This window comes from Lentzea sp. NPDC059081 (assembly GCF_042738015.1).
GTDB lineage: Bacteria > Actinomycetota > Actinomycetes > Mycobacteriales > Pseudonocardiaceae > Lentzea.
Map to the genome: position 1 here is coordinate 82,806 of NZ_JBHYGW010000013.1, position 12,824 is coordinate 95,629.

Consider the following 12,824-nt stretch of genomic DNA (forward strand, 5'->3'; position numbering starts at 1 on the left):
CCCGCTCAGGTCACTTCTTGGCGACACGCCGAACCCCTCTTCCCTCTCCCCAGGACAGGATGACCATCTCGTCACCTTCGACCGTCATCTGCACGACCTCGCTCACGTCGAACCGGAACAGGTCCAGCTCCGACGCCTCCGGCTGCCACCCGGTCCGCTCGAACAACTCCCGCAGGTACTCGGACTTGTCGTCCCAGAACTCCGCGGTCCCGCTGACCTTCGCGTCCCCGCCCTCCGTCATGGACGCGGTCGTGGTCGTGCAGTGCAGCGCGAACCGCGGATCGCGTTGCAGGTCCCGCGACTTCAACGAACCGGGCATCATCCCTGCCCACAGGTCCCCGCGCGCGAAGTCCGGCTCCACCCCGCTGATCCGCGGCGAGCCGTCCCGTCGCAACGTCGCGATCAACGCGTGCCGGTCGGCAGCGAACCGCGCCTCCACGAACGCCGCCATCTCCGGTTGCCCAGCCGAGAACTCCGCCCAAGTGGCCATTCAGCGCATCCCCTTCAACACCATGTCGACGTCCTCAGCCGTGCGCGCCATCAGGTCCCCGCGCGGCCGCACGGACCAGTCCATCGCGATCCCGTAGACCAGCGCGGCGAGCGCCCGAGCCGCGCGAGCGGGCAATCCCTCGGCCGCACAAAGAACTTCTAGCTCGTCCTCCAGCACCGCGTAGTGCCGGGCCAGCAGGGAACGCAGCTCCGGATCGATCAGGTCGACACCGAGCTGAGCCAGGTTGTTGGTGGCCACCGCCGGGTCGGCCAGCCGGTCGAACCACGTCAGCAACGCCTCGCGGACCGACCCGGCAGCACGCATCCGGACAACGACCTCTTCGGTGCCGGCACGGGTCAACGCCTGCAGCAGCCCGCTCTTCGACCCGAACCGCTTCGCCACCGCCCCCACGGACACGCCGGCCTCCGCGGCCACGTCGGCGACCGTGAACTCGGGTCCGCGCCGGTCGATGACGGCGGCGACGGCGGCCAGGACGCGCTCGTCGGTGATGGTGCGAGGTCGTGCCACGAAGGTTAGTGAACCACAATTCACTAACCTTCGCCTAGGGTGGTGCCACGTGAGCTGGAGACCGCGCCTGGTAGCGCTGGACATCGACGGAACCCTGACCCCGACTGGCTCGAACGACATCTCACCTGCCGTGAAGGCGGCGATCACGCGCGTGACGGAACACGGCTCGAAGGTCGTGCTCTCCACCGGCCGCAGCCTGATCGGCGTCACCCCGATCGCCGCCCAGGTCCCCGCCTCGTTCGCCCTCTGCTCGAACGGCGCCGTGTGGTGGGACCCGGCGACGAACGAGATCCCGAAGCGCACGACCTTCGAGCCCGGCGCGACCATCGAGGCGTTGCGGGCGTTGCTGCCCGGCAGCGTGTTCGCCGTGGAACGCACCGGCGTCGGCAACCTCATGCTCGGCCAGTTCCTGCCCGGCGACCTGTGGGGCGAGACGATCCCCTCGACGTTCGACGAGATGGCCGCCACGCCCACCCCGCGGCTCGTCATGCGCTGGCTCGACCACACGCCGGCCGAGCTGTCGTTCGCGGTGAAGGACCTGGTGTTGCCGGGGATCGAGTGGACCGTCGACCACACCGAACCGTGGCTGACCGCGGTGCCGCCGGACGTCACGAAGGGCTCCGCGCTGGACGAACTCTCCCAAGAGCTCGGCATCAGCCCGCGCGACGCCCTCGCGATCGGTGACGGCAGCAACGACGTCGAGATGCTGAGGTGGGCGGGGCTGGGCGTCGCGATGGGGCAGGCGCCCGCGAGCGTCCAGGCCGCCGCGGACGAGGTAGCGCCCACCGTGCTGGAGGACGGCGCCGCGCAGGTGCTCGACCGCTTCTTCCCCGGTTAGGCGCTGTCCTGCAAGTCCGTTGGGCGACAGTAGCGGCCGAGGGCCCCGGAGACGGCACCGCCGCAACACCCGAATACGCCCGGTATGAGGGCGCCGCGGCGGCACCGTCTCCGGGTCTCTCGCCCGCGCCTCTCACCGAACGAACTTGCAGGACAGCGCCTAGACGCTGGACAGGACGGTCTCGCGCAGCCAGCGCTGCGCCGGGTCGGCGTCGAGGCGGGCGTGCCAGACCATCCGCGCGTCCACCTCGGGCAGTGGCAGGCCGATCGGGAACGACCGCAGGCTCGGGTGCTGGGCGGCGAGGCGCTGCGGGACCAGGCCGACGTAGTCGCTCGACGCCACCAGCTGGGCGGCGGCCGAGAAGAACGGCACCACCGCGGCGACGTGGCGGCGCAGGCCGACGGCGTGCAGGGCGTCGTCCAGCGGGCCGCGCACCCGGCCGCGGCGCGACACCGAGACGTGCGGGTAGCGGCAGATCTGCCGTGGCGTGGGGCGGTTCCCGAGCGGGTGATCGGCGCGGACGACGCCGACGAACCGCTCGGAGAACAGCACGGTGGAACGGAGGTCGGCCTCGTCGTCGTGACCGGCACCGATCTCGAGGTCGACCGACCCGTCGCGCAACGCCTCCACGCTCTCGTCGCCCTCGGCCACGAACCGCAGCACCACGCCGGGGGCCTGCGCGGCGACCGCGGCGACCAGCGAGGTCACCACGCCGTCGCTGACCCGGATCGTGAACGTGCGGCGCAGCTCGGCGGGGTCGAGCTCCTTCGCGTTGACCAGCGCGGCGGCCTCGTCGAGCAACGACCGCACCCGCGGCGCGATCCGGAGCGCGAACGGCGTCGGCACCATCCCGCGACCCGCGCGGACCAGCACCGGGTCGCCCACCGCCCGGCGCAACCGCGCCAGCGCCCTGCTGGCAGCCGGGATCGACAGGTGCAGCCGCTCGGCCGCCGCGGTGACGCTGCCGTCCTGCACGAGAGCGTCGAACACGCGCAACAGGTTCAGATCGAGCTGGTCAGGCATCTTTGCATCGTATGCAACCCAGCCTTGCCGAAGTTGCGTGGCGAGCAAACCCCGGTGGCTCCCAGCATGGACGCATGACAACTTTCGAAGAAGCCGCCGTCACCGTGTTCATGCTCGTCAAGACCACCCCGAAGTGGCTCACCCTGACCGTCCCGCAGCGGGTGGAGGCGTTCAGGACCGAGATCCTGCCGGCGATCGAGGAGAAGTCGGAGAGCGTGCGCTTCCGCTTCTACGACACGGAGTTCTACTCCGCGCGCGTCACCGACATCTGGGTCTGGGAGGCGCGGGACCACGAGTCGTACCAGCTGCTCGTGGAGGCGTTGCGGGAAACGCCGTTCTGGGACACCTACTTCGAGGTGGTGGAGCTGCTGGTCGGGGTGGAGAACGGGTACGCGCGCAACTACGGCATGAACCCGCTCACCACCTCCGCGGCCTAGGGGGTGTCCTGCGGATCTTCTTCATGATCGTGTGCAGATGATGGTGCGTGGTCGGACGTGGTGAGCTGACGGACAAGGCTTGGGCGCGGATCGCGCCGTTGCTGCCCGTGCAGAGCGGGCAGCGCGGTGGCCGGTGGCGCAGCCACCGGCAGGTCATCAACGCGATCCTGTGGCATGAACGCACCGGAGCCCCGTGGCGTGACCTGCCGGAACGGTATGGCCCGTGGAAGACCGCGCATGAGCGGCTGCGCAAGTGGACCGCGGACGGGACATGGGACCGGATCCTCGAGCATGTGATCGTCAAAGACGACTCGCTCGGAACACTCGAGGACAACGTCGCGTTCGTGGTCAGCGTCGACTCCACGAGCGTCCGGGCGCATCAGCACGCGGCCGGCGCCCGGAAAAAGGGGGCTGCGCCGACTGGATCGAGGACCTTGCCGTCGACGGGGAATGCCTCGGACGCTCCCGCGGAGGGCTGACGACCAAGCTTCACCTGGCCGTCAACGCGGCAGGGCTGCCGCTGGCGGTGATCCTCACCGCCGGGCAGGCCGGTGACAACCCGCAGCTGCTGCCGCTGCTCGACGACATCTGCGATATCGAGGTTGACGGGCGGCGGGTGCGGGTCGGGCGGGTGATCGCCGACAAGGCCTACACCCACCCGAGCACCCGCACCGCGTTACGGCAGCGGCGGATCAAGGCCACGATTCCTGAGCGCACGGACCAGATCGCCCGCCGCAAGGCCAAGGGCTCGGCCGGTGGCAGGCCACCGGCTTTCGACGCCGACATCTACAAGCTGCGCAACGTTGTCGAGCGCTGCTTCAACCGGCTCAAGCAGTTCCGCGGCCTGGCCACCAGGTTCGCGAAACGAGCCGCCTACCACCGCGCCGAGATCATCCTGGCCTGCATCGTCCTCCACCTCAGGTGAAGATCCGCAGGACAGGCCCTAGTCGGAGACGTTCTGCTTGGCGACGACCTTGTCGATCTTCACCCGGACGACCATCTCACCGGGCACGCCGTTGCGCTCGGCGTAGGCATCGGCCTGGTCGTCGCCCATGTAGCGCGCGGCGGTGCGGCCCGCCCAGTACTTGAGCTGCTCCGGGTCCTCGTCGACGACGGCCTGACCGGTGATCGTGACGAAGTTGAACGGCGGCACCTCGTCGTCGAAGCACAGCGCCACCCGGCCGTCGCGCAGGATCGACTTGCCCTTGATCGTGTCGCGCGCGGTCAGGAAGACCAGGTCGGGGCCGTCGAGGTCCACCCACACCGGCGCGACGTGCGGCGACCCGTCCTTGCGGGTGACCGCGAGCTTGGCCGTGCGGGCGGGCTTGGCCAGGACGAACTCGCGCCACCAGCCGTCGGGAGCTTCCGTGTATCCCATGTGGCTCATTCAACTACGACTGAGGTAGCGACACCCGACGACGGAAGTTGACGACTTCCGGCGACCGCAGGGCGATGTGCGCGACCCCCTCGGAGCAGGAGAGTTGTCCCCGTCACCGAGAGGGGAAAGCTGATGATCGAGGCAATCGGCCTCACCAAGAGATACGGCAGGACGGTCGCGGTCGACGACCTGTCGTTCACCGTCCAACCTGGACGGGTGACCGGGTTCCTCGGTCCGAACGGCGCCGGCAAGTCGACCACGATGCGCATGATGCTGGGGCTCGACCGTCCGACGGCAGGCCGCGTGCTGATCGACGGCAAGCCCTACACCGCCCTGAACCGTCCACTGCAGACGGTCGGCGCGCTGCTCGACGCGAAGTGGGTGCACCCCAACCGGTCCGCCCGCGCCCACCTCAAGTGGCTCGCCGTCTCCAACGGCCTGCCCAAGTCGCGGGTCGACGCGGTCCTCGAGGCCGTCGGCCTCACGCAGGTCGCCGGCAAGAACGCCGGCGGGTTCTCGCTCGGCATGTCGCAGCGGCTGGGGATCGCCGCGGCACTGCTCGGCGACCCGAAGGTGCTGCTCTTCGACGAGCCGGTGAACGGCCTGGACCCCGAGGGCATCCTCTGGATCCGCACGTTCATGCAGAACCTCGCCGCCGAGGGCCGCACGGTCCTGGTGTCGAGCCACCTGCTGTCGGAGATGGCGCTGACGGCGAGCGACCTCGTGGTGATCGGCAGGGGGAAGCTGATCACGCAGAGCAGCACGCAGGAGTTCATCGACCGCTCAACGGGTAACACCGTCCTCGTGCGCAGTCCTCAGCTGTCCAAGCTCGGCCCGTTGCTCGTGGACAAGGGCTTCACCGTTCGTGACAGCGCGGACGGCGCGTTGTCCGTATCGGGTGCCACCAGTGACCAGATCGGTGACATCGCCGCTGCCAACGGTGTCGTCCTGCACGAGCTGAGCCCCCAGCGCGGTTCGCTCGAAGAGGCGTTCATGCAGCTGACCGGCGATGCTGTCGAGTACCACGCAGAGATCGGGAAGTGAGTCTGATGACCCTGTTGGCAGTCGAGAGAATCAAGCTCTTCTCCACCCGTTCGCCCTACTGGTGCAGCGCGCTCGCCCTGGTCCTCGGTGTGGGTCTGACCGCGATCATCGCGGCCTCGACCGACAACGGACAGCTGTCCCTCGGCGCCACGCAGTTCGGCAGCAGCCAGCTCGCGCTGTCCGTCGTGCTGGTGATGGCGGCCCTCGCGGTCACGACCGAGTACCGCTTCAACACGATCAGGGCCACGTTCCTCGCGGTGCCGGGCCGCACGTCCGCGCTGGTCGCGAAGACCGTCGTGGTGGCGTTCATCGCCGCGGTCCTCGGCGAGATCATCGCGTTCGGCTCGGTGGGCATCGCGAAGGTGCTGTCGCCCGCCTCCGACCTCGCGATCACCACGGGCGACGAGTGGCGGCACGTCGCGGGCGTCGGCCTGCTCTACGGCATCGGCGCGATCATCGCGATCGCGGTCGGCGTCCTCGTCCGCCAGACCGCCGGCGCCGTCGCGATCCTGCTGGTGTGGAACATGCTGCTGGAGCAGCTGATCGGGATCATCCCGAAGGCCGGCGTGAAGATCCAGGCGTGGCTGCCCTTCATGAACGCCAACCACTTCCTGCAGCTCGGCGGCGACAACCCCGCTGAACAGGCGGGGGCGGGCGTCGACTTCAAGCTGAGCCAGTGGGGTTCGCTCGGCTACTTCGCCGGCATCGCCGTGGCGTTGCTGGTGGTCGCGCTGATCGTCGCGAAGCGGCGGGACGCGTGACCCGGTAAGGGGGAGAGGGACCTGGGTCATCCGTCGGGGGGTGACCCAGGTCCCTGTCAGTTCGTTCGAGCGAACCGGGAGAGGTCATGATCGAAGCAGTGCGGTTGCGCAAGCACTACGGCAAGACCAAGGCCGTCGACGACCTGTCGTTCACCGTCCGGCCGGGCCGGGTGACGGGGTTCCTCGGCCCGAACGGCGCGGGCAAGTCCACGACCATGCGGATGATCCTCGGTCTGGACACGCCCACCGGCGGCGACGTCAAGATCGACGGGCGGCACTACGCCGAGCTCAAGCAGCCGCTGCGCAAGGTCGGCGCGCTGCTCGACGCGAAGTGGGTGCACCCCAACCGGTCCGCGCGCTCGCACCTCAAGTGGCTCGCGGTCTCCAACGGGATCCCGGTCAGCCGGGTGAAGGAAGTGCTGGAGATCGTCGGCCTGACCGAGGTCGCGCACAAGAACGCCGGCGGCTTCTCGCTCGGCATGTCACAGCGGCTCGGCATCGCGGGCGCGCTGCTCGGCGACCCCGAGGTGCTGCTGTTCGACGAACCGGTCAACGGCCTCGACCCCGAGGGCATCCTCTGGATCCGGCAGTTCATGCACCGGCTCGCGGGCGAGGGCCGCACGGTGTTCGTGTCGAGCCACCTGCTCTCGGAGATGTCGCAGACCGCGCAGGACCTCATCGTGATCGGCAGGGGTCAGCTGATCGCGCAGACCTCCACCGAGCAGTTCATCGCCGACGCCACCCAGGACACCGTCCGGGTGCGGTCGCCGCACGCCGCGAAGCTTCGCGAGATCCTCGCGGCGCACGCGACGGTCACCGACGACTCGGCGAGCGGAAGCCTGGTGGTGCACGGGATCCCCGCGCAGCAGATCGGTGAGCTCGCGGCGGAGAACAACGTGGTGCTGCACGAGCTCAGCCCTCAGCGCGGGTCGCTGGAGGAGGCCTTCATGCAGCTCACCAAGGAGTCGGTGGAGTACCAGGCCCACTGACGCCGGGCTCGCCGGCCACGGGCTCACCGACGACCGGCTCGGGGCGCCGCGACCTGATGGCGGGCAACGCGATCAGCAGTCCCGTCAGCACGGCGGTGCCCCCGGCGACGGCGGCGACGAACGGCAGCCGGTCCGCGATCGCGACGGCCGGCTGCTCGGGGCGTTGGGCGGAGCGCGTCGACGCGGGCTGCGTGGTCGACGGTTTCGGCGTGGGCAGCAACGGGTTGCGCTCCACCGGCGGGAGCTGGGCGCCGAGAGCGCCGATCGGGTCGACCATCCCGAACCCGGTCGCGGCGTCACGGCCGGGCTCCGCCAGGTCCTTCGCGGTCCTCACCAGCGCGTTGACGACGTCCTTGGCCGGCATGTCCGGGTGCTTCGCCCTGACCAGCGCGGCGACCCCGGACACGATCGCCGACGCCGCGCTCGTGCCGTCCATCTCGGCGTACCCGCTGGCGTAGACGCTCTCCGGCGCGGTCGTGACGATGCCGACCGCCGGTGCCGCGAGCACCGTGTCCGCGCCGACGTTGGACGACTTCCACGGCTGGCCGTCGCGGGTCGTGCCCGCCACCGCGACCACGCCGCCGATGTTCGCGGGCGCCGAGACCTGCTTGCCCTCGTTGCCGGTGGCGGCCACCAGGACGACGTCCTTCTCGATCGCATAATTAACAGCTTTGACCAGCGTCGGAGTCAGGGAGCTGGAGAAGCCGAGCGACAGGTTGATGACCTTGGCGCCGTGGTCGGCCGCCCAGCGGATGCTGTCGCCGATGACGTCGAGCGCGAACTGGTCCTGCTCGTCGGCGCTCGCGATCGGGAGGATCTTCGCGCCGGGGGCGATGCCGAGCGCGCCGCCGTCCCGTCCGGTGGCGGCGATGATCCCGGCCATCCCGGTGCCGTGCCCGTCGGTGTCGGTGGTGCCGTCGGTGCCCTTCGACCTGCCGAAACCCGTTCCCGGCAGGACCCGGCCGGCCAGGTCGGGGTGCCGGGCGTCGACGCCGGAGTCGATCACCGCGACGACCACGCCGTCCCCGCGGGACTGCTCCTGGGCGGAGTAGACGTCGAGCGCGTCGAGGTGCCATTCCTGCTCCTCGATCGTCTGCGCGGCGAGCAGCAACGGCAGCGCGACGACGAGCGCGGGCAGCAGTGGCACGAGAGCTACATCGCGTTTCCACCTCATGGCGCAACGTGCGCGGCGTCACAGCGTGAGTAAGAGGACTGTTAACAAGCCGTGAAAACCGGCGAATCGGACATCCTCGGCGTTTGGATTCGCGTTCAATTGGGTTATCCCCAGCCCGGAGGTGGCCTGTGGCGGTTCGTGTCGAAGCAATGCTCAGCCTCGAGTGGTCCGACGCACTCGAGGCGCCCAGTTCGGTTGTCCTGGCCGGTACGCCGGCGGAACTCCGGCGGTCCTGGGTGAACAAGGCAGATGAGAAGCAGGTTCTGGCGACCTACCGCGCGGTGAACGCGGTGGGCGATGTTCCGGCGCCGTGGTGGTTGCGCGCGCTGGAGCGGGGAAAGATCTCGTCCCGTGCCGAGGGGCACGCGCTCGAGGACGCGGTGACCGAGCTGCTGTCCTCACGACCCGGTTGGGTCTTCGTCCCGTGGGCCGACTTCGGTGAGGTCGGGTACTGGGAGTTCGTCCCGTCGGAGAGCGGTGTCTACGGACCGGCGACCCCGACGACGGTGCAGTTCACGGACGCGCACCGCGGTTGGATCCACCTCGTGCCGGCTCATCGCGGACCCGGTCAGGCGCAGCCCATCGACTTCACGGTCGCTGACCTGCGTGCTCAAATCGAGGACATCGAACTGATTGCCTAGAATGCCCGGTCGTGACCAGGCCTGAGCACCACCGTTCCATCGTCAGCTTCGTGCAGCGCGGCGAGCGCATGACCGTGGGGCAGGAGCGTGCCTGGGAAACCTACTGGGAGAAGATGGGCAACGACGTCAAGTCGTTGCCCGAGGGGCCGCTCGACCTCGACTCGTGGTTCGGCCGCTCCGCCCCCGTGCTGCTGGAGATCGGTTCCGGCATGGGTGAGACCACGTCGCAGCTCGTCGCCGCCGCCCCCGAGCTCAACTACGTCGCCGTCGAGGTCTACAAGCCGGGGCTCGCTCAGCTGCTGCTGCGCGGCGAGCACCTCGGCGGTCTCGACAACCTGCGGGTGCTGCGCGGCGACGCCGTCGACCTGCTGACCGACCACATCGCCCCCGCTTCGCTGCACGGCGTGCGGATCTTCTTCCCGGACCCGTGGCCGAAGAAGAAGCACCACAAGCGCCGGCTCGTGCAGCCGGAGTTCGTGTCGTTGCTCGCCTCGCGCCTGGAGCCGGGTGGCGTGCTGCACCTCGCGACGGACTGGGAGAACTACGCGGAGCAGATGCTCGAGGTGTGCTCCGGCGAGCGGTTGCTGACGAACGTGTTCGACGGCTGGGCGCCGCGTCCCGACTGGCGACCGGTCACGAAGTTCGAGCAGCGAGCCGTGAACGAGGGTCGCGAGTCGCACGATCTGATGTTCCGCCGGAACGACCTCACCTGATCGAGACCTCAAGCAGGAGCTTTCACCACCACGGGTCTCGCAGTCACTCGATCAGGTAACGGTGTTGATCACCCGAAATGCCCCGAGTGGCAGTGACGCGTGAGGCGGTTCCCCACATAGGTTCTCGCTCCGTGACCCCCGACGTCCTCCCCGTCGCGGAGGAGTTCGTGCGCATGTTCCACGCGGCGCACTCCGACGCAGGCTCGTTGTCCGCCCGCATCGCCCAGGTGCGCGCCGAGATCGCCGAGACCGGAACCTACCGCCACACGACCAACGAGCTCGCGTACGGCGCGCGGATCGCGTTGCGCGACTCCGGCTGGTGCACCTCGGGTGTGCCGTGGCGCCGGCTCAAGGTCCGCGACCTGCGCGGCTACCGCAACGCCGCGGCCGTCGCCGGCGAGTGCGTCGAGCACCTGCGGCTCGCGACCAACGGCGGCGAGATCCGGCCGCTCGTCACGGTGTTCGCACCGGACGCGCCCGGCACGCCGGGGCCGGTGATCTGGAACGAGCAGCTGATCCGGTACGCCGGGTACTCCGACGGCACGGGCGACCGCCGGTACGCGCAGTTCACGGAAACCATGCAGGGCATGGGGTGGCGTCCACCCGTCCGGCGCTCACGGTTCGACCTGCTGCCGTTGGTGGTGGAGACGCAACACGAAGGGCCGCGGCTGTTCACGCTGCCGTCCGAGATCGTGCACGAGGTTCCGCTGGAGCACCCGACGCTGCCGTGGTTCGGCGAGATGGGTCTGCGCTGGCACGCGGTTCCGGTCATCGCGAACATGAAGCTGTCGATCGGTGGCGTGAACTACCCCGCGGCGCCGTTCAACTCGTGGTTCGTCGGCGCCGAGATCGGCACGCGGTCACTGGCCGAGGAAGGCGCGTACGGCGTGGCGCGTGAAGTGGCCGAGGCGCTCGGGCTCGACACGTCGTCCGAGCGCACGCTGTGGCGGGACTTCGCGACCGTTCACCTGAACGCGGCAGTGCTGCACTCGTTCGACAAGGCGGCCGTCACGATCACGGACCACCACGCGGAGGCCCTGCACCGTCTCGCCTGGCTGCGCTCCCGGCAACGCCCGTCCGTCGCGCGTCCGGCGTTCCGGCTGGACACCGCAGCCGCGGCGCGCGCACGGACCGGTGCTCCGGCGCGCTTCACGGCCGCGTTGGACGAGACCCGTCCCCAGCCGACGAGCAGGCTGGCGGAGCTGCTCCGCCAGCAACACTCCCTGACCAGCGTCTGACTTCCCCATCACACGCTGGTCCCCGGTGGTGGACCTGGTCCTGTGACTACCCCTGTGACTACTTCTGGGACTACTTCTGGGACTACTTCTGGGACTACCTCTGGGAATCGATCATCACGCCCGACAGTGCCATGAGCGCGAGCACGAGCAGACCGACCACCGCGGCGGCCCAGGTGAACACAACTGACAACATGACGCCCTCCGTTCCCCGACTCTCTTCCCTTCCCAGAGTCCGTGACCGGGGCGTGATCCGGCATCCGCCGTGAGGGTATTTCCGCAGGTCGCCCACTCAGCCTTCCGGCTGATGCCGGGTGGGCCCCGAGTCGGACGCGGCGTCACTCGTTCGGCCCTACTGTGTGTCGGGTGGAGAGCACGGATCTGAGCTGGCGGTTGCTCGCCAAGCGCCAGTGGCCGCTGGCGCTCTCGCTCGCCGGCATCGCCCTGGCGGAGCTCGGGTCGATCGACACGGCTCCCGGCTGGTGGCAGATCCCCGGTGTGCTGGTCATCTGCGCGATCTCGGTGCTGGCGCCGCGCCGGCCGTTCGACGCCGCCCTCGCGCTGGCGTTCGCGATCGTGTGCGTGGCGCTCTACATGCGGTTTCTCGGTGCCGCGATCGCACCGCACTTCTTCGTGAGCGGTGCCAACGTCTCGATCACCGGCGCCGCGATGGCGACCATCGCGATCCTCGTGCGCGAGTCGGCACGCCTGCGCGCGATCGGCGGCACCGTGCTCGTGTTGGCGGCCATGGTCGCCGCGGAAGTCATCGGCTGGCCCGTGGTCGCCGCGGTCGAGTACACCGACTACCGGCCGGACGCCACGTCGTACCTGTTCGGCGCGTGCATCATGCTCGTGCTGGCGCTCGGCACCGGGCTGTACTTCCGGGCCCGTGACAACGAACGCGCGTCTCAGCTGGCGGCTTCCGTCGCGGCGGCGCAGAACGCGGAGCGGATGGCGTTGGCGCGCGAACTGCACGACGTGGTGGCGCACTACGTGACGGCGATCGTCGTGCACGCACAGGCAGGACAGCTCAACCGCGAGGTCGACGTGCTGCCGTCGATCGCCGCGTCGGGCAACGAGGCGTTGACCGCGATGCGGCGTCTCGTCGGGAACATGCGGGACAGCACCTCTGCCGGACCCGCCGCGTCGTCGTCGCTGATGGACGACGTGCGCTCGCTGGCAACGGAATCCGGTCTGCCGGTGCGGCTGTCGTTCGACCTGCGGGACGGGGTGCCGCAGGAACTGGCGCGGTCGGTGCTGAGGCTGGTGCAGGAATCCCTGACCAACACCCAGAAGCACGCTTCCGCGGTGTCCTCAGTGGACGTCGTGCTGTCGTCGAGCGACGGCGTGCTGCGGCTGGACGTGCGCGACGACGGTGTCGCGTCGGGCGTTCCCGTTGGCGGATCGGGAGGGTACGGGCTCGTGGGCATGCGCGAGCGCGTGGAACTGCTGGGCGGGACGTTCACGGCGGGCCGGCGCGAACCGACCGGCTGGACGGTCCGCGCCGAGCTGCCGCTGGCCTAGTTCTCGTCGCGGATGACGTCGAACTCCTGCGTCATCTCGGCATCGCTGA

The 12,824-nt window shown here is 69.5% G+C and carries 14 protein-coding genes and 1 pseudogene; 10 read left to right on the forward strand and 5 right to left on the reverse strand.

Annotated features, from left to right (window positions below; all coding sequences use genetic code 11):
- Positions 1 to 10: 10 nt before the first annotated feature.
- Together ACFWV3_RS26670 and ACFWV3_RS26675 are read right to left on the reverse strand one after the other, a co-directional pair.
- Positions 11 to 490, reverse strand: a complete 480-nt coding sequence (locus tag ACFWV3_RS26670) for a pyridoxamine 5'-phosphate oxidase family protein (protein WP_382414798.1) — start codon at positions 488 to 490, stop codon at positions 11 to 13.
- Complete coding sequence (locus tag ACFWV3_RS26675; RefSeq protein WP_382414799.1) at positions 491 to 1,018, reverse strand: TetR/AcrR family transcriptional regulator; 528 nt, start codon at positions 1,016 to 1,018, stop codon at positions 491 to 493. It abuts the gene before it with no gap.
- A 49-nt stretch (positions 1,019 to 1,067) separates the two neighbouring features.
- Between ACFWV3_RS26675 and ACFWV3_RS26680 the strand changes: the two genes are divergently transcribed.
- A complete protein-coding gene (locus ACFWV3_RS26680; RefSeq protein WP_382414801.1) occupies positions 1,068 to 1,856 on the forward strand; it encodes an HAD family hydrolase in 789 nt (262 codons plus the stop codon).
- 159 nt (positions 1,857 to 2,015) lie between these two features.
- Here the strand turns inward: ACFWV3_RS26680 and ACFWV3_RS26685 are convergent, their stop codons facing one another.
- Entirely contained in the window at positions 2,016 to 2,879 is an 864-nt protein-coding gene (locus tag ACFWV3_RS26685) for a LysR family transcriptional regulator (protein WP_382414803.1), read from the reverse strand.
- A 74-nt stretch (positions 2,880 to 2,953) separates the two neighbouring features.
- Between ACFWV3_RS26685 and ACFWV3_RS26690 the strand changes: the two genes are divergently transcribed.
- Positions 2,954 to 3,316, forward strand: coding sequence for a darcynin family protein (locus ACFWV3_RS26690; protein WP_382414805.1), 363 nt, complete (start codon positions 2,954 to 2,956; stop codon positions 3,314 to 3,316).
- A 47-nt stretch (positions 3,317 to 3,363) separates the two neighbouring features.
- A pseudogene (locus tag ACFWV3_RS26695) lies at positions 3,364 to 4,241 on the forward strand (IS5 family transposase).
- Between the two features lie 18 nt (positions 4,242 to 4,259).
- Here the strand turns inward: ACFWV3_RS26695 and ACFWV3_RS26700 are convergent.
- Positions 4,260 to 4,694 carry a PPOX class F420-dependent oxidoreductase gene (locus ACFWV3_RS26700; protein ID WP_382414807.1) on the reverse strand — a complete coding sequence of 145 codons (435 nt, stop codon included), beginning with the start codon at positions 4,692 to 4,694 and terminating at the stop codon, positions 4,260 to 4,262.
- A gap of 132 nt (positions 4,695 to 4,826) precedes the next feature.
- Here ACFWV3_RS26700 and ACFWV3_RS26705 point away from each other — a divergent pair, with 132 nt between their 5' ends.
- The 3 genes from ACFWV3_RS26705 (at position 4,827) to ACFWV3_RS26715 (ending at position 7,488) form a co-directional block, all read left to right on the forward strand.
- Complete coding sequence (locus ACFWV3_RS26705; RefSeq protein WP_382414809.1) at positions 4,827 to 5,738, forward strand: ABC transporter ATP-binding protein; 912 nt, start codon at positions 4,827 to 4,829, stop codon at positions 5,736 to 5,738.
- A gap of 5 nt (positions 5,739 to 5,743) precedes the next feature.
- Complete coding sequence (locus tag ACFWV3_RS26710; RefSeq protein ID WP_382414811.1) at positions 5,744 to 6,499, forward strand: hypothetical protein; 756 nt, start codon at positions 5,744 to 5,746, stop codon at positions 6,497 to 6,499.
- Positions 6,500 to 6,585: 86 nt separating this feature from the next.
- On the forward strand, positions 6,586 to 7,488 hold the full coding sequence (locus tag ACFWV3_RS26715; protein WP_382414813.1) for an ABC transporter ATP-binding protein: 903 nt from the start codon (positions 6,586 to 6,588) through the stop codon (positions 7,486 to 7,488).
- Here ACFWV3_RS26715 and mycP read toward each other — a convergent pair.
- Positions 7,454 to 8,635, reverse strand: a complete 1,182-nt coding sequence (gene mycP / locus ACFWV3_RS26720; protein WP_382414815.1) for a type VII secretion-associated serine protease mycosin — start codon at positions 8,633 to 8,635, stop codon at positions 7,454 to 7,456. The genes ACFWV3_RS26715 and mycP overlap by 35 nt on opposite strands.
- 263 nt (positions 8,636 to 8,898) lie before the next feature.
- On the opposite strand from mycP, the gene ACFWV3_RS26725 reads away from it, so the two are divergent.
- The 4 genes from ACFWV3_RS26725 to ACFWV3_RS26740 all read left to right on the forward strand — a co-directional run bounded on the left by ACFWV3_RS26725 (position 8,899) and on the right by ACFWV3_RS26740 (position 12,775).
- Positions 8,899 to 9,303, forward strand: a complete 405-nt coding sequence (locus tag ACFWV3_RS26725) for a hypothetical protein (protein ID WP_382414817.1) — start codon at positions 8,899 to 8,901, stop codon at positions 9,301 to 9,303.
- A gap of 68 nt (positions 9,304 to 9,371) precedes the next feature.
- Complete coding sequence (gene trmB / locus ACFWV3_RS26730) at positions 9,372 to 10,016, forward strand: tRNA (guanosine(46)-N7)-methyltransferase TrmB (RefSeq protein WP_382415060.1); 645 nt, start codon at positions 9,372 to 9,374, stop codon at positions 10,014 to 10,016.
- 131 nt (positions 10,017 to 10,147) lie between these two features.
- Positions 10,148 to 11,254 (forward strand): nitric oxide synthase oxygenase, encoded by a 1,107-nt coding sequence (locus tag ACFWV3_RS26735; protein WP_382414819.1) that lies wholly within the window; start codon positions 10,148 to 10,150, stop codon positions 11,252 to 11,254.
- 363 nt (positions 11,255 to 11,617) lie between these two features.
- Positions 11,618 to 12,775, forward strand: a complete 1,158-nt coding sequence (locus ACFWV3_RS26740; protein WP_382414821.1) for a sensor histidine kinase — start codon at positions 11,618 to 11,620, stop codon at positions 12,773 to 12,775.
- Positions 12,776 to 12,824: the final 49 nt, after the last annotated feature.